Genomic DNA, 21,360 nt, shown 5'->3' with positions numbered 1-21,360 from the left:
AAATGGTAAAAAAAATATGGGGAACCCTGGACCCTTTTTTTGAAGGCGGCCCTTTTTTAGGCAGGAAAGTGGCCAACACCGGCTTTATCAGAGCCCTTGTCCGGGCAGACCCCTTTGATGAGTATCATTTTTTTCTGGAATCCCAAAAAAAGGCCGACTCCTGTCGATCTTTTTTTCAAAAGGAATTTAAGGACAAATCAGCCAAAATACGTCTTTTTCCAAGAACAAAGCTCCTTAACCATCTGACCCAGCACCAATATCATGCTTTCCACCTGTCCGACTGCATCAACCACCCTGCCCACCTGTCCAGACTCAGGAACAAATACGCCAAAACCATCTTTCCCATTACCAGCATCACCCACAGCCTGAGCTACAGCAGCTACTCCCATCAGCTCCTTAAGCAGATCTGGCCAGGATGGTCCAGCCGGGACCGGATAATCTGTTCTTCCAGATGCGGGCAAAGCGTCCTTGGCAACTACTTTGATTACCTGCGCAGGAGTTATTCCCTGCCTGACAATTTTCAGCCGCCAGCCCTGGAGCACATTCCCCTGGGCATAGATCTCCAGGATTGGATAACCCAAAAGACCTCTGAAAAAGCCCCTGCCAGTGACAAGGTCCAGGTCCTTTGTCTGGGCAGACTGTCACCCTACTCCAAGATGGATCTTTTGCCTCTTTTAAAGGCGGTTCAGCTGGCTGGAATCAATGGTCTTGATCTGAAGAGCATGAAGCTGATCCTGGCCGGAGGGGTTGACCAGAAAGATGACACCATAAACAAGCTGAGTGCTCTGGCTGCCAATCTCGGTCTTGAAATGATGGTCTTTGCCAGCCCCGGTGATCAGCTGAAGAACAGGCTTCTCAACACTGCGGATGTGTTTGTCTCCATTGCCGACAACCCTCAGGAAACCTTTGGCCTGACTCTGCTGGAGGCCCAGGCTGCCGGGCTCCCTGTTCTGGCATCAGATTATAACGGCTACAGGGAACTGATCAGAAACGGAGAAAACGGCTTTCTCATTCCCACCCTGGGTCCGGTCCAGACCGGGTATATAGATGATCTGGCTCCCCTGATCTTTGACAGTGAATCACACCTGCTCCTGGCCCAGAGTTGCGCTGTGGATATCAGAGACCTTGCAAAAAAGCTGACCACCCTGATCAGGGACCCTCAACTAAGATCAAAGATGTCCCGGAAAAGCCTTGCCAATGTTCAAAAATACGATTGGAACTGCATCATCCAAAGATACCTGGAGCTGTGGGACAGCTTGAACCTGAAACCGGAATCCGGGCAGCTGGGTGATATTCCCCATCCCTGCCATACCCCCTATGGGGATATTTTTGCCGGATACACCTCAGGAAAATGGATGGATCAGGCGGTCTGTCTGAGCAGACTGGGCCAGGCTGTATACCGGAAAAAAGATTTCCCGGTGATCTATTCCGGCCTGTCCCATCTGGTAACCCCAGATGGAGTCAGAATGCTTCTTTTTCTGGCCAGAAGTCCAGTCAAGTCCTCCATCCTCACTGCAAGGCTCAGTGCAGCCATGGACCTGGACCCTTCTGTTGCAGGCCTTATCCTGTCCTGGTCCCTGAAACAGGGACTTCTGGAAACCTGCCTCCCTGAAACCAGTGCTTAAAAAAGGATATACTGATTGACCGGAATACCTGACGAGCCTGCCAGCTGTCCTCAAACCTGACCCCACTGACTGGGAAAATTTGTCCTGATTTTGAATTGACAAGCTCCAGGTTCAATCATCATTAACATAACAACATGAAATTTATTTATTTTTTTTCAATGGCATGTTGATTGCTAAGTTTTTTTTAAAAAATCAAGGAGGTAATTCCTATGTCTTTGGTCGTTAACAATAATTTAATGGCGTTGAATGCGTCCAGAAACCTCTCCGATGCTTACGGACGCCTTGGAACATCAACCAGACGGCTGTCATCCGGTCTCAGGGTCGGTACTGCAGCCGACGATGCCGCCGGCCTGGCCATCAGGGAACTCATGCGGGCCGACATAGCATCCATGCGTCAAGGCATAAGAAACGCCAATGACGCCATTTCCCTGGTCCAGACTGCTGACGGGGCCCTGCAGGTCATTGATGAAAAGCTCATCCGGCTCAAGGAACTGGCTGAACAGGCCTCAACAGGCACGTACAATTCAGATCAGAGGCTGATCATTGACTCCGAATACCAGGCCATGGCCTCGGAAATAACCAGGATCGCCAATGCCACCAAGTTCAACGGAATCCATCTGCTCAACGGCAATCTTTCTTCAGAGTTCAATAATCCGGCCCAATGGGGTGATGACCATGATGGAACTGGACTCTATCCCACTGGAGCCCTTAAAATCCATTTTGGCGTGGGCAACGACCCCAAAGAGGATTATTACTACATTGCCATCGGCAACTCCACAGCTTCAGCCCTGGGTATCGGCAACAATGCCAGCCCGGATGCGGCCGGGCACAATATCTCCACCCAGGGAGCAGCCCAGGGAGCCCTTGATGCCATTAATCAGGCCATCATTTCCAAGGACAAGATGAGGGCAAGCCTGGGTGCCCTGCAGAACAGGCTGGAAAACACCATCACCAACCTGTCCATCCAGGCGGAAAACCTGCAGGCAGCAGAGTCACGCATATCCGACGTTGATGTGGCCGATGAAATGACCGAATTTGTCCGTAACCAGATCCTGACCCAGAGTGCAGTGGCCATGCTGGCCCAGGCCAATTCCCTGCCCAGGATGGCCATGCAGCTCATCCAGGGCTAAGACAACCTGACTATGACCAAAGACAAAAGGGCCGAAACAATGTTTCGGCCCTTTAAAATACTGGTCAGATAGACAAAAACTCAATCATTTACCTGGGTCAGGTTTTTAATGGCCATTCCAGCGGCCTTCTGCTCTGCTTTCTTCACACTGCTGGCCCTGGCATCAATTTTCACCCCGTTAGGCAACTCCACCCGGACCAGATATACTTTTTCATGCTCAGGCCCGGCGCTTTCCAGCAGGGTATACACCGGCCGAGCCTTAAAAAGGCTTTGGGTGGCCTCCTGCAGCCTGCTCTTGTAGTCCTTGCAGGACGGGACCATGTCCACGCTTTCAGGTATATACTCGGAAAAAATCTTTTTAATACATTTCTGGGCTGCGCTGTATCCTGCATCAAGATATACAGCACCAAGCACAGCTTCCAGGGTGTCGCTGAGCACCGAGTCCCTTGAACGTCCCCCCTGATGCTCCTCCCCTTTGCCAAGATAAACATAGGTTCCCAGGGAAAGAGACCTGGCCACCCTGGCTAAGGATGCCTCACTGACCAGGCCAGCCCTGAGTTTTGTCAAGTGCCCCTCGGAAACATCAGGAAATCCGAAAAAGAGAATCCTGGAAATGCAGAGTTCCAGCACTGCATCACCCAGAAATTCCAGTCTTTCATTATTTATCAGGTTATGTTCGTTGGCATAGGAGCTGTGGGTCAGGGCCAGAGTCAGCAAAGATTCATCCTTGAACCTGTGGCCCAGTTGATTTTGCAGGTCATCCATGATCATTATTTGGTCCATACAGTTTCAGCAATAAAATCCGTCAATATATTGGATGGTTATTTACATATAAATGTTCAAGGGTCAATCCCCGGACCCACAACTCAGACCAAAGGTGTCTCCTGCCCGCAAGACAACCCCTTCCTCTTACCGATTCTTTTGACCCACTCATCTATTATCCTCAAGTAACCATTTCAATAACCTGCTATTTTTTAGTTAACTGAAAATGTAAAAATAGGAGGACAGTCCATGCTCGGTCTTTATATCGGCTCCACCAGCGGTTATTCAGGCAAAAACATGATTGCCATGTCAATAGGAAAAAAATTCCAGAAGATGGGCTACAATGTCGGCTACATGAAGCCAGTGGGAGTGCTTCCCAGGGAGGTTGACGGAAAAAGGGGTGATGAAGACGCATTCTTTGTTCAGGAAGTGCTGGGGCTGACAGAAGACCCGGCCAAGGTCACTCCGGTCCTGGTTGACCAGGACTTCAAGGTCAAGGCATTCAAAGGTCAGTGCAGCGACCTGCTGCCGGTGATCGAAAAAGAATACCTGGAGCTGTCCAGAGACAAGGACATCATGATTGTTTCCGGTTCCGGAAGTATGTATTCCGGAAAATACTGCGGACTGGACGGAGTCAACATTGTCAGGCAGCTCGGCCTGAAATGCATTGTCATTGACCGCTTCAATAAAGAACTCAATTACGATTACCTGACCGTACTCAAGGATGCCCTGGGAGAAAACATGATCGGAGCCATCCTCAACGACATCCCTCCCTATTTTAATGAAGAGCTGACCAGCATGCTCTCCCCCTTTCTGGAAGGCAAGGGAATCAAAATACTCGGAGTTATTCCCAGGGACCCCCTGATGGGGGCCATAAAGGTGTCAGCCCTGGCCTCACGCCTTGGGGGAAGAGTGATCTCCGCTCCGGACAAAGCAGACAGAGTAGTGGAAAATTTCATCATCGGCACCATGCAGGTGGAAAACTTCATGCTTCACTTTAAGAAAAGCAAACGCTCTGCAGTAATCGTTGGTGGAGACAGGTCGGATGTTCAGCTGGTGGCCCTGGAGGGTGCTGCTCAATGCCTGATCCTGACCGGAAACCTGTACCCCAACGACATAATTCTGACCAGGTCCGAGGTCCTGGGCATTCCCATCATCCTGGTCCGGGATGACACCTATGCCGTGGCCAAGGAAATGGACGCCCTGCTCTCCAGACATAAATTAAGGGATGCAATCAAGATCCAGCATGGCAGTCAGCTGGTCAACTCATCTTTGGACTACCAGTTCATCAATCAGGTCCTGGACCTGAAATAGATGACCCAGCTCAAGGGGCCCCTGGCCCCTTGAGCTTAACCGGCCTGCTGCTTTTTTTCCGCTATCTCCCTGGCTGCTTCTCTGGCCAGGGTATCGCAGCGCTCATTATAGTAATCACCATTATGAGCCTTGACCCACTCGAACCGGACCGAATGGATCTTCAAAAGTTTGGCCAGCCTTTCCCACAGATCCCTGTTCTTGACATCCTTCCGGGCTGAAGTCTTCCAGCCGTTCTTTTGCCATTTGGCCAGCCAGTTCTGATTTATGGCCTTGGCAATATACTGGGAGTCGGTGTAAAGCCTGACCCTGCAGGGATATTTAAGGGCTTCCAGGGCAGAAATCACTGCCAAAAGTTCCATGCGGTTGTTGGTAGTCTCTGGAACCCCCCGGGATATTTCCCTGGTCCGGTCTCCGTGGATAAGCACAGCACCGTACCCTCCTGGCCCGGGATTGTTGAGACAGGCCCCGTCAGTGTATATCTTCAGTTCACAGTTTGAACCGTTATTCACCCCGTTCAATTTTCATCATCTCCTGTCCGATGGTGTTCAAAGCCTCTATAAGCCCCTGCTGCCAGTCGCCATCCTCCCAATAGGCCTCAAAATGCTCGACCTGCAGATGGTGGACCACCTCTTGAGGCAAGGCCCTTTTCAGAATGGGCGGGAACAGAATCGTGCTTTCCTGATGGGCAGGGCTCAGGCCGATGAATATCATTCTGGAATCATCTCCAGGGGAGACAATAAAACCCCTGAATATCCTGACCTGGACCCCGATTCCGAATCTGCGCTGCAGATTGCCTGAAAAAGAAACAATCTCCTTTTGCAGGTCACTGTCCAGGGTTTCGGTTTCATCATTGACAATATGCCTGGACTGGATGGTTTCCATGGATCGCTCATAATTTTTCCAGAAAAGATAACCTACACCCACGAACAAAACGAGCATGAGCAGGATCCGGATGGTACTGCTCTGCCTGCCCTTGAAACCAGTGGATGAAAAAATCATTGGCTATTCTCCTTGTCTGAATCAGGAACCAAATCCAGACCCTGTCCCGGACTGATCATCTTGACCGTACTGTTCACGCTGCCCTGAAAACAATACATGGATTCATGTCCATCCTGAATCCCGGCCTGATCCGGCCAGGACTCGCCAGGAGCAAAAGAAACCTTCTGCCCGGTCAATACCAGGTTCAGATCCTGAGGATCCAGGCACAGCATCACACCTACCCTGGAATAGTCTTCCAGAGGTCGCAGATAAACATATCCGGTCAGTTCCTCAGCATCCTGGTCCAGGCCCTGGTCAGCATCCTGGTTGTTTTTCCACAGCCAGACCGTGCCAAGCACAACAATGTGCAGCAGAAAAATATAAAAAAGTTTGCGCATGATCAGGTCAGATCGTTGATCCATTCCTTCAGGGGCTCCTCCACCAGCAGGCGGAGTTCTTCAAGCCTCTCCCGGGATTCGGCTTCAAACCTCAGGACCAGCACCGGCTGAGTATTGGAAGCCCTGAGCAGGGCCCATCCATCATCAAAGGTGATCCTTACCCCGTCAACATCAACTATCTTGTATAAATTCCTGAAATAGTCCTGGGCCTTTTTGACCACCTTGAACTTGATTTTTTCCGGACAATCCATGCGGATTTCCGGGGTATTAAAGGTCTTGGGCCAGTCTGCGAGATAGGTGCTCACTTTTTCAGAGCCTTTGCCGGCAACAATTTCCACAAGACGCTGGGCTGAATACACAGCATCATCAAAACCATAATAACGGTCGGAAAAAAACATGTGACCGCTCATCTCCCCGGCCAGAAGGGCGTTTTCCTCTTTCATCTTGGCCTTGATCAGGGAATGCCCGGTCTGCCACATGATGGGCCGGCCTCCGTGTTTCTGGATATCCTGAAAAAGAAGATGGGAGCACTTGACCTCGCCAATGACGCATGCCCCGGGGTTCTTCCTGAGCACTTCCCTGGCGTAGATGGCCAGAAGCTGATCCCCGTAAACCATCCGGCCCTGCTCATCCACAACTCCTATCCTGTCCCCGTCTCCATCCAGTCCGATTCCCAGCTGAGCCTTTTCTCTGATAACTGCAGCCACAAGATCAGCATTATTCTTCATAACTGTAGGATCGGGGTGATGATTGGGAAAGTTGCCGTCAGGCTCACAATATATGGGGATCACCTCGGCTCCGGCATTTAAAAGGGCCTGGACACAGACCAGTCCGGCTGCACCGTTGCCGCCATCCACCACCACTTTGACCGGACTGGAGATCGGTCCCTGATCTTTGAGATAAGCGAGATATTCCGGTTCGATATCCACTTCACTGGCCAGTCCACTGCCTTGAGCAAACTCGCCCTTGACCATGATATCGTAAACCTTCTGGATCTCCTGGCTGTGAATGGTGCTGTCTCCTGCCCAAATTTTGAACCCGTTGAAATCTGATGGGTTGTGGCTGGCCGTGACCATCACCCCAGCCCTTCGGCCCAGTTTTTTCACTGCAAAATAAAACAACGGGGTAGCCACCATGTTCAGAAAAACCACATCCACGCCGGTTGATTGCAGCCCCCTGACAATGCTCTCCTGATAAGCGGGCGAACTGTGCCGGCAGTCATGCCCCACCACTGCCTGATCAATGCCCATCTTCCTGAAATATGTTCCACAGGCCCTGCCAAGCAGTTCCACCCACTCAGCATCAAAATCACTGTCCACTATTCCCCTGATATCATAGGCCCTGAAAATTTCTTTGTTGATCTTTTTCATAATTCACTCCCAAGTCAGCCCGATTCTTTATCTTAATTATCCTGCAACACTTCTGATCACCCGCCAGCCGTTTCAGTCCCAGGCTGTGTGTCAGCCTTTGCTCAGCCAGCTGATCCGGTGATCCTGCAATTAGATCCATATTGAAATCCCCCCTGCTTGTAAAACACTTTTGTTTTTCTTGACCTTGTAATGATACTGAACTATTTCCTGAGCTATTATGAATTGGGACTGGGAAAAACTACAGCAAAAGCGGCAGAGGCATCAGACCGGAGGCGGACCTGGCAGCCAGGGACCGGATTTCGGAGACCTTCAGGATAAACTGAATTATCTGAAAAAATTCAAAATACCAGGTGGAAAGTTCATCTTCATCGGCCTGGCTTTTATAATCTGGATGCTGTCCGGGCTATATATTGTTGAGCCCGGGCAAGTGGGAGTTGTCCAGCGTTTCGGGGCCATGACCCACCAGACCGAACTGGGAGCCGGGCTTCAATGGCACTGGCCAAGACCTATTGAAAGGGCCACTGTTGTGGATGTCCAGAGAATCAGGACTCATTATATCGGGTTCAACCTGGTCAACGGGAACAAGAGGATCAATAGAAATGAAGCCCTGATGCTCACCGGTGACAAGAACATTGCCCACTTTGAAATAATCGTCCACTACCGGGTGACAGAGCCTGCTGAGTACCTGTTCAACGTCCGTGAGCCGGACAATCTCATCCTTAAGACAGCTGCTGAAAGCGCCCTTAGAAGCATTGTCGGTACCATGGACATAGAAACAGCCATTGTTGCCGAAGGACTGGCCATGGTAGCCCAGCGGACCCAGACCCTTCTGCAGCAGCTTCTGGACGATTACGGGTCAGGCCTGTTCGTAACCGATGTTCGGACCGAACGGGGGGACGCTCCCCAGGAAGTCCGCGATGCATTCCACGACGTGGTCCGGGCCATGGAAGATAAGGAAAGGCTCATTTACAGGTCAGAGCAGTACAGGGAAGACATTGTCCCCAGGGCCAGGGGTGGAAGAGAAGAAAGGATCCTGACCGCCCAGGGTGAAATCCGCAGATTCAGCCAGATTCTTAATGAATACCAGCTGGCCAAGGATGTTACCCGGCAAAGGATGTACCTGGAAAAAATGGCTGACATCCTCCCGGGTGTAAACAAGGTCATTGTAGACAAAGGGGCTGCTGACAGTCTTCTTCTGCTTCCCGGCGGCCAGTCTCTCAACTTAGGTGAATATAAAGTTACTAGATAGTCAATCCAGTTCTGTCTGGATATGACAATATTTTTTCAGGAGGCAACTAAATGAATAAGCAGGCCATTATCGCTCTGGCGATAATCGCGGCTGTCGTAATAATTCCCCAGGCTACCTTTATTGTTGATGAAAGAGAGTACGCCCTGGTACTCCAGCTTGGTGAACACAAAAGAACAGTGGATGAACCTGGACTGAACTTCAAGATCCCCCTCATTCAAAACATAGTCCGCCTGGACAAGAGAATCCAGACCACTGATGTGGCAGCTGACGAATTCCTGACTGTAGACATGGAAAGGTTACTCATAGACCATGTCACCAGATGGTTTATTCAAGACCCCCTGCAGTTCTACGTTACTGTCCGCAACGAGTCCGGGGCCCTTTCCAGGCTGCAGAACATCATTGTAGCTGAATTAAGGGACGTGGTCAGCAGTGAACTCATCCTGGACGTCATTTCCGGTCAGCGGGAGACCATCATGAACCGGGTTACCAGCCGTTCTGGTGAACGGGTCAGGGAATTCGGCATCGGACTCATTGATATCAGGATGAAACAGGTTGATGTGCCGTCCGAAGTTGAAGAAAGTGTTTTTGAAAGAATGCGGGCTGAACGGGAAAGAATTGCCGCCAGACACAGGGCCGAAGGCGAGGAAAGGGCCCTGGCCATCAGGGCTCAGGCTGACGCTGACAGGCACAGGATCCTTGGTGAAGGAGAAGCCAGAGCCACCAGGATATTTGCCGAAGGTTTTGCCCAGGATGTCATAATCGTGACCGATGAAAACCAAGTTCCCATTCCTGGAGCCCTGGTTATTGCCAATCGCAGAGAAATCGGCATGACCGACTTTTCAGGCCGCTTGATCTCGGATCTGCCTCTGTCCGGAAATATCCACTTGTCAGCCAGGCTGGAAACTCCGGATGAGTCCAGGTCAGGTGAGTTGACCGGCCAGCTGGACATGGGTCTTTTGACTGACGAGGTTCACCGCTCCGGGGATCTGCATATTTCCCTTACCATGGAGCCGGTCATTTACCACGGCTATACTGCAGATGAAGAATTTTACCGCTTCATGAAGAGCCTGGAAGCATACCAGCAGTTTCTACCTGAAGGCACCACCCTGGTCCTGGGAACAGATTCCGAACTCTTTGATTATCTCAGGGGACCCGGAGCCAACTCAAGAGACTGATTCTAACTGCCCTGTTCTTTTCTGACACCCAGGCTGGATAGCTGAGATCCCTGCCTGGGTGTCATTTTGATTGGGCCGGTTTTCTGGAAAGAAATAAGTTTTCCACCAGCAACTTTGCCTGACTGGCATCATCATGCTGGATTCAACATAACCTGCTGATTTTCCATATTGATTACCTTCACTCAATCCGATTTTCCACAGACCCCGGGCGTCTACATGATGAAAGATGACCGCAACCGGATCATCTATGTGGGCAAGGCCAGGAACATCCGCAAAAGGCTCGGATCTTACTTCGGACAAAGCAAAAGTCAGTCTCCCAAAACCAGGGTGATGCTGACCAGGGTCCAGCGTATCGATACCATTTCAACCCTGACCGAAAAAGACGCCCTGCTCCTGGAATCCAGCCTGATCAAAAAACACCGTCCCCGGTACAATATCGTCCTTCGGGATGACAAACAATATGTCCTGTTCAAGCTGGACAAGACCCAGGACTATCCGGCCCTGGAATTGACCAGAAAGGCAGCCAGGGATAAAAGCCTTTATTTTGGTCCTTTTACATCTGGCTTAGCAGCCAGACAGACCTTGAAGGTGATCAACAGGCTTTTTCAGCTCAGAAAGTGCGGCCATAAGAAATTCAGGAACAGGGTCCGGCCCTGCCTTCAATACTTTATTAAACGGTGCATGGGGCCTTGCTGCCTTGAAATCAACCCTTCTGATTATCACCTCCAGGTCAGCCAGGTGGAACTCTTCCTGTCCGGCAGGTCAGCTGAGCTCACGGACAGCCTCAGCCAGGAGATGTCCAGTGCAGCAGAAAGCCTTGATTTTGAAAGGGCCGCCCTGCTGCGTGATCAGCTGAGGGCCATTGAACAGACCACCAAGGCCCAGTCAATGGTTATACCGGCCGGACAGGACATGGATGTTTTCGAACTGGATGAGACGGATCAGGGTCTGTGCACCGGGGTCATATTTGTTCGCCAGGGAAAGGTGCTGGACAACAAGAACTTCTTTTGGCCCGGACATGAGGCTGGGGATCACACTGAAAAGGAAAACGCACTGGTCAGCATTCTCAGCCAGTTTTACGGACCAGACAAGTTCATCCCTGAACGTATTGTCCTGCCTGTAAAAATCAAAGACTCATCCATAGCCCAGGTCCTGTCTGAATACCGAGGAGCCAGGGTCAGTATTACCAGGGCCAGGGGAGAAACCATGAACTCCCTGTTAACAATGGCCAGGCACAACTGCCTGTTATTTGCTGCCAAGGCCTCAGGCCCATCCCGGCCCAGGCTGGGAGAGGCCCTGAAACTAGGTGCTGAACCCTGCCGGATAGAGTGTGTTGATGTATCTCACCAGTCTGGCCGGGATACCAGAGTCGGACTGGTGGTTTTTGAAAATGGAATGCCCCTTAAAGCAGATTACAGGATATACAACATGTCCAGCTCAGCCCAGGGAGATGACTACCAGGCTTTACGGGAATTTACAGTCCGCAGACAGGCTTCCAGCCTGCCCGGGCCTGACCTGCTGCTCATTGACGGAGGTCTTGGACAGCTGAATGCGGTTCAGAAGGCCTTAACAGCCTCAGACGGGTCATGGAACCTGGCTGCCATTGCCAAGGGTCCCACCAGAAGCAAGGGCCAGTTAAACGATCAGGTCTACATTCCCGGCAGGAAAAACCCCCTGCCCCTTAAACCGGGCAGCCCGGAACTCCTTTTCCTGCAGAGAATCAGGGATGAAGCCCACCGCTTTGTCATTGGCAGCCTTCGCAAAACCAGGAGCAGAAACATCAGAAAAAGCGACCTGGAACGCATCCCGGGTATCGGCCCCCATAAGGCAAAAGAATTGTGGAATTACTTCCGGGATCTGGATCTGATCCTGAAAGCAGGCCCGGCAGATCTTGAAAAGGTACCGGGTTTTGGACCTAAAACAGCTGCCAGAACAGCCCAGGCCCTGAAAGAATGGAATACGCAAAATACCTGATAGCGCCGCTCATCTGCGCCCTCATCGGCTGGCTGACCAATTACCTGGCCGTTAAAATGCTTTTCCACCCCAGAAGGCCTGTATCCATCCTGGGCTGGAAGCTCCAGGGAGTTTTCCCCAAACGCCAGAAGGAACTGGCCTTGAACCTGGGTCTGCTGGTGGAAAAGGAACTCATATCCCACCAGGACATTCAACAGGTCATCAACAACCCTGGATTCAGGAACGGATTCAAAGAGATCCTGGACGAGTACTTCCAGGAATTTCTATCCAGGAAAACCCACTCCCTGCACCCTGTCCTGGGCATGCTTCTGAACAACAGCGTTCTGAGTGCCCTGAAAAGTCTGATGTCCAGGGAAATGGAAAAGCACCTGCCTGAAATAATGGAAAAAATTGCTGATCAGCTGGAACAGAGCCTGGACTTCAAAGAAGTGGTTCAAAAAAAGGTGGAACAATTTTCCATGGAAAAGCTGGAACGAATACTTTTTACCATCATGAAAAAAGAATTCAGATACATCGAAATCATGGGCGCAGTCCTGGGCTTTGCCATTGGAATTTTCCAGTCTTTTTTCATTTTTATGATTTAGCCTGAAAAAAATCTTGACAAATCAAGACCAAGCATCTAACTAATCACTTTCCTGATTTGGGGGATCGTCTAGCGGCAGGACGACGGGCTCTGACCCCGTTAACCTAGGTTCGAATCCTAGTCCCCCAGCCAGTTAAAAATATGCGTCCCCATCGTCTAGCCAGGTCCAGGACATCGGCCTTTCACGCCGGTAACCGGGGTTCAAATCCCCGTGGGGACGCCAAAAGAAATCAAAGGGTTATAGCTAATAAAGGCTATAACCCTTTTTTATTATCCAACCTCATATCCAACCCCCTGACCATTTTTCACACTATAAGTTTGCACACAACTTGAGAAAATCTTGCAGGCATAATGAGAAAAATAAGACCCGTTTTTAGGTCGGCTTGGCTGGTTAAGCCAGGGTATAATAACGGTTTATTTTTTGATTTGAGCCAGAAAATGTAAAGCGGCACGAGTTTGACCTATTTAAACTGCTATATTGAGATCAACCCCAGCCCCTCTCAGGTCGTCCAGCATGCTCTCGGTGGTCCTCTTGGTCTGGCAGTGCTTAGCGTAGCCGATAAAGCTGGCAACCGAAGAGCGAAGAGACTCAAGGCTTACCGCTCCCCTGGAATACAGATTAGCCATCTTTTTGAATCTGCGCCTTGCCGCCCGGACGTTCCTCTTGCGTGGCAAGACGTGCGTCCTCCACGCCCTGTAGCCCGCAAAGTCAACACCTTGAACAGCCGAATAAACCCGGCTCTTGTGGTTCAGGCCCAGGGATAGGTTGTCCCACAGCCAGTCCTCAAGATATCTGAGCAGGCCTTTGAGGTCTGATTTATCCTTGCCGATAACAACCCAGTCATCCATGTAGCGGGCATAGAATCTTATTCCAAGATCATCCTTAATATGATGATCCATTTTGTCCAAATATATGTTGGCTGAAAGCTGGGATGTAAGAGCCCCTATAGGCAGGCCGACAGCCCGGCGGCATGCCCCGATAATCTTCTCCCAGAGCTTCAAAGCCCTCCTGTCTCGAACGCCCCTTTCAACGAGGGTGAGCAGGGTAGAATGAGATATTGAAGGAAAATACTTACTAATATCGGCCTGCAGCACATAAGCCTGTCCCCATAACTTATGAGCGGCCCTGAGGTACCTTTGAATCCTGGATACAGCCCTGTGAGTGCCCTTGTCCTTCCTGCAGGCATAGGAGTCAAAAACAAATCGCCGCTCAAAAACAGGCTCAACGATATTATTCAAAGCATGATGCACGATCCGGTCAGAAAAGGCGGGCGCCTCGATCAGCCTCAGCTTCGGCCTGTACACGCAAAAGGTCCGGAGCGGCTGAGGCTCCCAGGTTTGCCAGACCAGATGGTTGTGAATGTTCAACAGGCCCTCTTCCCATCTCCTGGAGAACCTCAGAACCTCGTCAGTATATCTCTTCCCAGCTCTGGCCTTACGCCAAGCCAGGAGGAGATTATCCCAGTCGGCCACTTCGTCATAAATACTCCCAACAGATCTAGGCATGAAAAATCCTTTATATAATGACCCCGGCCACGTTGGCCATAAGGCTACTTGCCGCCAGGGTCTGTTTATCTTCCTCCAACGTGGAGAGGAACGCATTCCCGATTCCAAGAAGGATCGCAAGCAGGCAGGGCCATGACCCTGGCCTGTCGAACGAACCTGTAAAGGGTTCGCAGGCGCCACGAAAGCCGTTGTTGCCATTCTGATTCCACGGTTGATTGTTGTTCGTGCAACGGGCTCCGGCCTCGGACGAGTTCGTCCAATTGCCGCCGAAATTCGAGTGGCGGTAATGTTTATGAATGCGCCCCTGAAAACCGCCGGATCAGGCCGCCGATTATGCGGCCCAATTCAACCAGTTTTTCCGTAATTAACCTGAGCCTCTTATTGCTCAGGTAGCGTCGAGAATGGGCGTGCCGAATGAAGTGCTGAAGCATCTCCAGGCGGCAGTCAGTTTCCCTTGCCCACCTCAGCTTTTCCCTGATGTTCTTGGGGTGAATCTTCTGCATCCTGATCACATTCATGATCATTGTATGGACACAATTTTTTATCTGAGTGCAAAGGGCAAACTTTTCTGATTTTGGAAACCTTTCCACCACCGGAAACAGATAGTTGCTCATGTCGTCAATCTTTTGATAAAGCGTAAAATTCTGCATCAGATTTTCAGATTCCAGATTTCAGATTTACAGGGAATCGCAGGCGCCACGAAAGCCGTAGCCGCCACCCTGATTCCACGGGAGAGAGTTGGTCGCGCAACGGGCTCCGGCCTCGGACGAGTTCGTCCAATAGCCGCCGAAAATCGAGTGGCGCATTCTGGCTTGACCATGATTGTGCGCGCTGTCTTGCCCCTGATTGGCTCCCTGGTAGCTCCCCTGATCGTCTGCGCCATCATCAAGGAATTGCCACAAGTTTCCACTGGGCTGGTCAAGGCCCAGGCAAGACACACAATCAAACCCATAATCTGTATGGACGCCCGTATTCACCCGGCCACCGGCTCCAGTGGCTCCCTGGGGAACGCCGTATGCTGCAATGTACATCTCGCCAAGCGTCGGCAACCGCTTCCCGGCATTCCTGGCCAGCCTGAAAAAATCCCACCTGGCCACATCGTTGCAGTTCACCGGCTGAGCATTGATTTTAGATTCGCCCTTAGTCTCGGGCCAAGAGGCACCATCTACGCTGTTCAGGTAGATGTCCATCCAGACCGAGCCCTCGATGATCTCCACCATGCCGGTCGGCTCACATTTTGGCCGGTGAAGGAGATCCCAGACGCTGTTGGGGATAATGCCCTCCTGGGCGGCCTCTCCTGCCTGATACCTGTGCTCCAGCAGCCTGTATCGGCCATAATGAAAGCCAGCCAGGCGACGGCTGTTGTCAGCGTTATATCCACCTGGCCAGGTCGTATTCCTGGAGGTTTTTAGCTGGCAAATTGGCCCATCGTCATCCGGCCAAACAGCATAGACATAGATGTCGTCCCCGACTTCCAGCGAAACAACACTGCCGTCATCGTGCGCCAAAGGATCAAATCCATTCTGAGCCTGCAAAATAAAGCCCTTGCCATTCCCGCCAATATTAACCAGGCCCTCAGGGATATCCAGGGTGCTGCCCGCTCCCTTTTTGACCCGGCCCATCAGCTCTATATGACCAGCACCAGTTGCTGGAATAGCGTACACTTTTGACATTATTCACCCTCCATTTCCAAGATTGCAGCCTCAACTTCCTGAACAGTGAATCCAAGCCTGAAAATCCGAGACTGAGGATCTTCCAGTCGCACCTCCTGAACCATTCGCACCAGCTCTCCAGTCCCTTCATCATGCTCCTTGACGACACGATACTGATCGCCCGAATCTGCCTGCTCTTCAGATTCAATCTCTTTGTCAAAAGACCATGCCCACCTGTATAGCAGGGACTGCCAGTGCCTTTTGGCCCGCTGCTTGTCACGCTCCGGCAGGTCGCCCGACAAAAAAAGGGCTCGCGCTCGTTCATAGTCAGCCTTTGTTTTTAAAACCTCAGGGATTCCTCTCATTTATTCCTCCTCAACTGCAATTACCGGTATTCCCTCAACCATGCCCACAGCCCTGCGGGCAGCAATCACATTAATAGCCTGCGCGAGCTGATCTTCCTCTCCAATTGCCGGGACCAAATCTGCATCAGCGAGCACATTAATAAGCTCACGCTGCAGCATGTTGAAATACTCGGCCAGCAAAGGTGTTGCCCGGACGTTAGCGGCCGGATCTCCCTCGCGCCATCCATCCTCTGGCGTTACCCTGTCAGTGTATGCGCCGATCTTTTCCATTTAATCCTCCTCGATATATGCAACATTTAAATATCCCCATGACGGGGCTGCCTTATGCAGAACGCATTCTATGAGATCGTCCCCCCATGAGCGCAGCGCGTCCCCGATCTCGGCCTCGGAAATAACCGACTGCCGCACAACACCCTCGGGGATCAGGGCATCCCAGGCATGGTTCCACTCCTCGCCGTTCAGCGCGTCGCCGATTTCCGCGCCTGCATGCCCGGGGCCGTCGTACCATCCGATGACAGCCTCGCGGTGCTCAATAATCTCCACCCCGTCATAACCCAGCCCTGCAGCCAGATCTTTGTAGTCCTGGGGGCGCATCCCCCCCCGGCTTACGATCCGGCCAAGCAAAGCCTGGCGCCGCTCAGTCATTGTCTGCTCATCCGGGGCGCAGTCGTCGGGCAGCCCAAAACTGGACTCCCATTCTCCGAAAAGCTCTCTGGCCCGGCGCGGATCTGCCTCGCCCAGCATGGTCCTGGAGCGGCTGTCCACTCGCTCCAGTTCCCTGGACAAGCCATCCAGGAGCCTTTGCAGTACGCTGTCCCGCCTTCCGGCCAAAGCTGTTCCCGGGGGCAGCAGGGCGGTCAGTATTGCCTTGTAATCGGGCCTGCCTACAGCCATACAACCCCCTCGAAAACGGGCAGCTCTCCGGTGCCGTATTCCACATCCTCAGTAGGCCACTGCATATCGTAGTCCTCTACATCACCGGCAGCGCTGATTGCATGCCGCAGCCGGGAGATCTTGAGTTTGCCGCCGGGCCGTCCTTCCCTGCGAACAAAATCCTTCACGTTTTCCTCAACCATACTGCGCAGCTCCGGGGTGTCCGGGGAGAGCTCTATTTCCGGCTTAAAATCAATCAGATCAGGGGCCACCACATATACATCCGCCAGCACATTGCGGGCCTCATCAATATGCGTTTGCACCTCCTCCAGAAGCTGTGCAGGCGGTTGCGGCCCATCCTCGGCATCGTCGGCCACGATGCGCACCACGACTGTGCCAGGCCCCATGCCTTTGGGGTCCTCCCAGGCCCTGGTTACGCCGATGACCTCCAGAGCCCAGTCTTCCCAGTCGCCTGCCGCGCCGCCCCTGGGTATGCGCTCCCTGCGTCGCAGAATCCGCTCCCGCCAGCCGTCAATGCTTTCGCGGTCAGCACCTCCGTCCAGGCCGCCTTCGCCCACCTCGGCCTCGGAATCTATCCCTGCAGCCGGGGAAACCAGAGAAAGGGACGCCCCTGCATCCTGGTTGCCGTCTGCGCCGGGCTCCACCGCTTCCACGCTGACAATGGCCTCACCGTCCTGGATCTCCCCGGTTTCCACGGTAATGTATTCCTGGCCATCGTCCGCTTCCAGGGCCAGGTCCTCGGGAACTATATCGCCGTCCTCGCCTGTAAATACCACCTTGCCCGAGGCTTTGGACGCCTCGCGCCTGGGCACTCCGGCGCTGTGGATATGCAGCATGTCATCATCACAGGTCTGGGGAAACATCTGCCCCTCTATCCACTCCAGATATCCATAGAGTCCGTGCACGGCACCAGCCTCAACAGCCGCCAGCACCCTGCCCAGCCTCTTGTCCAGATCAGCCCTAGTCTCGGGCAGCCTGCCCAGAATGTCCTGGTCAACGCGCTGCACCAGTTCCTGCAAGCTTGGCCGTTTAAAACCCATTTAAGCCTCCATAGCCTCCCAGGCGTATTCAAACATCATTTCCTCGCTGGACCCGTCCGGCTTATGTATGCGAATCTTGAGCCCCAAAACACCGCGCCGGACATGCACTGCCTCTACACCCAACTTCCGGGCTGCGCCGTCCTCAACCAGCCATTCCAGGGCCTCACGTGCGTAATGCTCAGCCCTGCGCCGAACCTCTGCCGCCTCCTTTTCCCGACTCAGCAGCCACAACCTTGAGCCGACAGGCCGATCAAAAAATGTATCCGCCCACCATCCCCTTAGATCTCCGCCGCTTTCGGGCAGGTCGTCGTCCGGGTGAGCCCTGCGATCAGTAAGCAAAGACAGGATAACAGCGGTCTGCAGCGTGTTGTCCGGCCCTATATCTCCGTCACGGACCTGCATGTCCACTTGCCCGTCGGTTGTCACAAACAGTCCGAAATCCATTACTGCGGCCCCTCCGTGGTTGCCCCTCCGGTTTCCACTCCGCCGTGGACGTGGTTCTGCAGGGATATATTTCCGGCCACTATATCTTTGGTGGCATGAAATCCGCCCTGAACCTGGGCGCCGTCGCCCCCGCTGACCTCCATGCCCCCCTGAACCACCAGCTTTCCGGTGACGGTGAACAGGGGTGTGTCCGCCTCCACAGACCCGGACGCGGACACCTTTGCCGTTTCGCAGTCCACATCCACGCCCGGAGCCTCCACCTGCAGAGCGGACCCGGCCTTTACGCTTATAACCCGCCCACGCTTAAAAACTATCTCGTCCCCCTCGTCCGTGTACATGGCCACCTCTCCGGGCTGGAGCCCGGTCTTTCTATGACGGCGGTCGTCAACTGCGACCAGTGCCAGATGCTCCCGGACCCCGCCCACGCTGAGGGCGATGCCCTCGGCCCCGCTCAACGGGTGCGATGTAAAGCCGTAATTCTGAAATCTCTCCGCCCAGGCAGGGGAGCCTCCCTGCATGGTCACCTGGCTTGCCTGCATCTTAACTGAATCATCAACAATCTTGACCACTGCACGGCTCACCAGCAGGCGAATCCTGCGCCACATGGGGGCTGTGGTCCGCTGCATGATCCGGCGCATTGTACTCATTACCACCACCCCGTTTCTTCGGGCTCCGGCTCTGGAACGGGTACCCGCTCAAATGCCTCCGGAGGGTTGACCCTCAGCTCGGCCCTGCGGCCCTGCTCATCATCCAGGAGCTGCACATCGGATATGAGCATTTCCTTGTCCAGGCCCATATAAGCGTCTTTTACCGGAACCATATCCCCCGGTCTCCATACACCATGCTCGTGCCGCCAGCCGACAACGGTGTACGTTATGCCGCGCCCCCGCGCCCAGCGAACACGTGACTCCAGCTCCGCGCGCTGGCGACAGTCGGCCCGATCGACTACAGTATCGGCAACCACCAGCACCCGCCTGCTCCCCCTGATCCTGGGATCTTTAGCCCGGCCCCTGGGAGCGGCGACTGCCTCGCCGAAAAACCAGTCTGTACCAGGACTCTGCCCCTCAACTATGTATTCGGCAAAGCGGTCCCGGTCGGAAAACTCACCCCGGCCGCTCAGCACATTGACGCCTAGCTCCAGGGCAGTGCCTACGCTGCGCCGCTGCGCATCCGTAATGATCAGGCTGCCCCGAGGGTCTGAGACCACCCGCACACCCCTGTTTTTTGCGGCCCTGCCGATTGCCTCAGCCGGGCTTTCCCCGTCCTCGATGGAAAAATGACTGATCTTTTTGTCCGCCCCGGCCTCGTCGATCACATCCAGGCCGTATTCCTCGCAAATAGCGCGGACTATCTGCACCAGGGTGCGGTTTTCCCACCTCTTTTCCTGCCCGGAGCAGTCAACCAGGTCTCCTGCCAGGGACCTGCCGCTGGCGACAATGCGGTGGCGCTCCGCGTCATAATCCGGCAGCACGTCATCCAGGTGCCCGGTAAGCAGTAGGTCATCACCCAGGTAGACCTTGCACTTTTCCCCCGGGCGTATCGGTCGGGCCTGGGTAGTGCCGTCATCGCTCCAGCGCTCGGTCAATGCCAGCTCGAACCTGTCAGCTATCTGCTCCAGGCTGCGGCGGATCTCAATTTCCTGCCAGCCCTGGTGCCTTTGTGTTCCGATTTGCAGTATAACCTGGTCTTTAAACACTCAGCACCTCCAGCTCTATCCCTCCGGGCACCGCTCCCGGGTGCTTGATCTTGTTGCGCTTTACAATCTCCTGCTCCCGGCCGGCGTCCCCGTAAAGCTTATGCGCGATCACCACGCAGGGCAGGGTAATCAGAAATTCCCTGCGCGCCAGTCCGGGCAGGGCGGTTGATCGGCTGCGCAGGTCCCTGGAAACCTTGAGCCTCAGGTCAACCATTGCCTGATAAACTTTGTCCGGAACGGGTTCCGGACGCTTTATCTGCTGATCTATCAGGTCCAGCGTGATATTTTGAGCCTGCAGTGCCTCGTCCCGGCTTTCCCAGTCGGTTTCCGCGGCCATCTGGGCGCAGGCGCAGGCTGCGGCCCTGCCGATCAGGTCATTCATGGCCTGCTGGTTTTTGTTTCTCTGTCTGGATTCGCTGGTCCTGGCGGTCGGCTGCTGCTCGTCCGATCTGCTCCCCAGCTCTGCGTAATTCCTGGCCGCTCTCAGAGGTTCCAGCATGGTGTCCTTCAGCCTGTGGTAGCCTCCGATTATTGCCCCGGCCATGTTCAGCGGGGCGCGGATCTCTGCGGATACATACCCGGCAATATCGCCCACTGCCTGGTCCAGCTCCCTGACCCGCCTGCGGACTTCGTGTTCGGTTGCAGCCAGGCTTGGCAGGCTCAGGCCCTCGACAGACCATTCCTCCTCGAAATCAGCCTGGATTACCGCTTCCGCCTCTTCAGCCGCTTCCAGGGCCAGCCCCCTGGTGTCCACGGTTGTCCGTGGCAGCTCCGCCTCTCCTGCTTCGACAAAATCAATCTGGAAGCGGCACATGCCGCCGTCCCTGGTGGACTCGTTCCAGCGCGCGCTGGTCACCACAGCCTGGAATGTGCCCAGGTATGGATGTACCAGCTCACCGGGTCCGGGCTGCTCAAGGGCCTCAATGAGCTCGTCGCGGTCCAGATCGTAATCCGGCCCGATAACAAAGGCCTCGATGCGCCACGCCCGGGCCTTGCGCCCCAGGTCCTCGGCATAAGGACGGTCGCGCCTGGGGTATTCATGGACCACAGTCCTGCGTCCGCCCTCGGTATCTGCGCGCTGCACATAGAATCCGGTTCCCCGGAATGAGCCCCGCAGGGCCTCGTTTATGCGATCTTTCCAGCTCATATTATTTTACTGTTGACTTTATCGTTAATTGTTTAGTAAAAGCCGGACATCCCTTTTTT

At 53.5% G+C, this 21,360-nt stretch carries 23 protein-coding genes and 2 tRNA genes; 9 read left to right on the top strand and 16 right to left on the bottom strand.

What is annotated here, in order from left to right:
- Positions 1–2 precede the first annotated feature (2 nt).
- Positions 3–1,625 carry a glycosyltransferase family 4 protein gene (locus P771_RS0105695; protein WP_028574380.1) on the top strand — a complete coding sequence of 541 codons (1,623 nt, stop codon included), beginning with the start codon at positions 3–5 and terminating at the stop codon, positions 1,623–1,625.
- A gap of 209 nt (positions 1,626–1,834) precedes the next feature.
- A complete protein-coding gene (locus tag P771_RS0105690) occupies positions 1,835–2,755 on the top strand; it encodes a flagellin N-terminal helical domain-containing protein (protein WP_028574379.1) in 921 nt (306 codons plus the stop codon).
- Positions 2,756–2,835: 80 nt separating this feature from the next.
- Here the strand turns inward: P771_RS0105690 and rnc are convergent, their stop codons facing one another.
- Positions 2,836–3,537: a ribonuclease III gene (gene rnc / locus P771_RS0105685; protein ID WP_244147294.1), complete on the bottom strand. Its 702-nt coding sequence runs from the start codon at positions 3,535–3,537 to the stop codon at positions 2,836–2,838.
- Positions 3,538–3,765: 228 nt separating this feature from the next.
- Between rnc and P771_RS0105680 the strand changes: the two genes are divergently transcribed.
- Positions 3,766–4,830, top strand: coding sequence for a phosphotransacetylase family protein (locus P771_RS0105680; protein WP_028574377.1), 1,065 nt, complete (start codon positions 3,766–3,768; stop codon positions 4,828–4,830).
- 35 nt (positions 4,831–4,865) lie between these two features.
- Here the strand turns inward: P771_RS0105680 and rnhA are convergent, their stop codons facing one another.
- The 4 genes from rnhA to P771_RS0105660 are packed head-to-tail and all read right to left on the bottom strand — an operon-like array spanning position 4,866 to position 7,576.
- The gene (gene rnhA, locus P771_RS0105675) at positions 4,866–5,339 is read right to left on the bottom strand and encodes a ribonuclease HI (protein WP_028574376.1); all 474 of its coding nucleotides are present in this window, start codon (positions 5,337–5,339) and stop codon (positions 4,866–4,868) included.
- Positions 5,332–5,829 (bottom strand): hypothetical protein, encoded by a 498-nt coding sequence (locus P771_RS0105670; RefSeq protein ID WP_028574375.1) that lies wholly within the window; start codon positions 5,827–5,829, stop codon positions 5,332–5,334. Before P771_RS0105670 ends, rnhA begins: the two co-directional genes overlap by 8 nt.
- Entirely contained in the window at positions 5,826–6,230 is a 405-nt protein-coding gene (locus P771_RS0105665; protein ID WP_028574374.1) for a hypothetical protein, read from the bottom strand. Before P771_RS0105665 ends, P771_RS0105670 begins: the two co-directional genes overlap by 4 nt.
- Positions 6,209–7,576 carry a phosphomannomutase/phosphoglucomutase gene (locus P771_RS0105660; RefSeq protein WP_028574373.1) on the bottom strand — a complete coding sequence of 456 codons (1,368 nt, stop codon included), beginning with the start codon at positions 7,574–7,576 and terminating at the stop codon, positions 6,209–6,211. Before P771_RS0105660 ends, P771_RS0105665 begins: the two co-directional genes overlap by 22 nt.
- Positions 7,577–7,793: 217 nt before the next feature.
- Here P771_RS0105660 and hflK point away from each other — a divergent pair, with 217 nt between their 5' ends.
- The 6 genes from hflK (at position 7,794) to P771_RS0105620 (ending at position 12,780) form a co-directional block, all read left to right on the top strand.
- The gene (gene hflK, locus P771_RS16640; RefSeq protein WP_051617144.1) at positions 7,794–8,825 is read left to right on the top strand and encodes an FtsH protease activity modulator HflK; all 1,032 of its coding nucleotides are present in this window, start codon (positions 7,794–7,796) and stop codon (positions 8,823–8,825) included.
- 50 nt (positions 8,826–8,875) lie between these two features.
- Positions 8,876–10,000 carry a protease modulator HflC gene (hflC, locus tag P771_RS18230; RefSeq protein WP_051617143.1) on the top strand — a complete coding sequence of 375 codons (1,125 nt, stop codon included), beginning with the start codon at positions 8,876–8,878 and terminating at the stop codon, positions 9,998–10,000.
- Positions 10,001–10,168: 168 nt separating this feature from the next.
- Positions 10,169–11,974 carry an excinuclease ABC subunit UvrC gene (uvrC, locus tag P771_RS0105635; protein ID WP_035243982.1) on the top strand — a complete coding sequence of 602 codons (1,806 nt, stop codon included), beginning with the start codon at positions 10,169–10,171 and terminating at the stop codon, positions 11,972–11,974.
- Positions 11,953–12,558, top strand: a complete 606-nt coding sequence (locus tag P771_RS0105630) for a DUF445 domain-containing protein (RefSeq protein WP_028574370.1) — start codon at positions 11,953–11,955, stop codon at positions 12,556–12,558. Before uvrC ends, P771_RS0105630 begins: the two co-directional genes overlap by 22 nt.
- A gap of 57 nt (positions 12,559–12,615) precedes the next feature.
- Positions 12,616–12,689, top strand: a tRNA-Gln gene (locus P771_RS0105625).
- Between the two features lie 13 nt (positions 12,690–12,702).
- A tRNA-Glu gene (locus P771_RS0105620) sits at positions 12,703–12,780 on the top strand.
- A 242-nt stretch (positions 12,781–13,022) separates the two neighbouring features.
- Here P771_RS0105620 and P771_RS16630 read toward each other — a convergent pair.
- From P771_RS16630 to P771_RS18225, 11 genes are all read right to left on the bottom strand, one after another.
- The gene (locus tag P771_RS16630; protein WP_035243981.1) at positions 13,023–14,063 is read right to left on the bottom strand and encodes a reverse transcriptase/maturase family protein; all 1,041 of its coding nucleotides are present in this window, start codon (positions 14,061–14,063) and stop codon (positions 13,023–13,025) included.
- A 290-nt stretch (positions 14,064–14,353) separates the two neighbouring features.
- The gene (locus P771_RS0105610; protein ID WP_028574369.1) at positions 14,354–14,713 is read right to left on the bottom strand and encodes a four helix bundle protein; all 360 of its coding nucleotides are present in this window, start codon (positions 14,711–14,713) and stop codon (positions 14,354–14,356) included.
- 27 nt (positions 14,714–14,740) lie between these two features.
- Entirely contained in the window at positions 14,741–15,736 is a 996-nt protein-coding gene (locus P771_RS0105605) for a phage major tropism determinant (RefSeq protein WP_028574368.1), read from the bottom strand.
- Positions 15,736–16,080, bottom strand: a complete 345-nt coding sequence (locus tag P771_RS0105600) for a hypothetical protein (protein WP_028574367.1) — start codon at positions 16,078–16,080, stop codon at positions 15,736–15,738. Before P771_RS0105600 ends, P771_RS0105605 begins: the two co-directional genes overlap by 1 nt.
- Complete coding sequence (locus P771_RS0105595) at positions 16,081–16,350, bottom strand: hypothetical protein (RefSeq protein WP_028574366.1); 270 nt, start codon at positions 16,348–16,350, stop codon at positions 16,081–16,083.
- Positions 16,351–16,974, bottom strand: a complete 624-nt coding sequence (locus P771_RS0105590) for a YmfQ family protein (protein ID WP_028574365.1) — start codon at positions 16,972–16,974, stop codon at positions 16,351–16,353. It abuts the gene before it with no gap.
- Positions 16,965–18,014: a baseplate J/gp47 family protein gene (locus P771_RS0105585; protein WP_028574364.1), complete on the bottom strand. Its 1,050-nt coding sequence runs from the start codon at positions 18,012–18,014 to the stop codon at positions 16,965–16,967. The genes P771_RS0105590 and P771_RS0105585 overlap by 10 nt, the downstream gene beginning before the upstream one ends.
- Positions 18,015–18,458, bottom strand: coding sequence for a phage GP46 family protein (locus P771_RS0105580; RefSeq protein ID WP_051617141.1), 444 nt, complete (start codon positions 18,456–18,458; stop codon positions 18,015–18,017).
- The gene (locus P771_RS0105575; RefSeq protein ID WP_208595944.1) at positions 18,458–19,105 is read right to left on the bottom strand and encodes a phage baseplate assembly protein V; all 648 of its coding nucleotides are present in this window, start codon (positions 19,103–19,105) and stop codon (positions 18,458–18,460) included. The genes P771_RS0105580 and P771_RS0105575 overlap by 1 nt, the downstream gene beginning before the upstream one ends.
- The gene (locus tag P771_RS0105570; protein ID WP_028574361.1) at positions 19,105–20,154 is read right to left on the bottom strand and encodes a phage baseplate assembly protein; all 1,050 of its coding nucleotides are present in this window, start codon (positions 20,152–20,154) and stop codon (positions 19,105–19,107) included. The genes P771_RS0105575 and P771_RS0105570 overlap by 1 nt, the downstream gene beginning before the upstream one ends.
- Positions 20,147–21,301: a DNA circularization protein gene (locus tag P771_RS18225; RefSeq protein WP_028574360.1), complete on the bottom strand. Its 1,155-nt coding sequence runs from the start codon at positions 21,299–21,301 to the stop codon at positions 20,147–20,149. Before P771_RS18225 ends, P771_RS0105570 begins: the two co-directional genes overlap by 8 nt.
- Between the last annotated feature and the right edge of the window lie 59 nt (positions 21,302–21,360).

The organism is Desulfonatronovibrio hydrogenovorans DSM 9292 (assembly GCF_000686525.1).
In the GTDB taxonomy this organism is placed as follows: Bacteria; Desulfobacterota; Desulfovibrionia; order Desulfovibrionales; family Desulfonatronovibrionaceae; genus Desulfonatronovibrio; species Desulfonatronovibrio hydrogenovorans.
The sequence above is the reverse complement of the archived record's forward strand: the minus strand, read 5'-3'. Positions and strand labels throughout refer to the sequence as shown.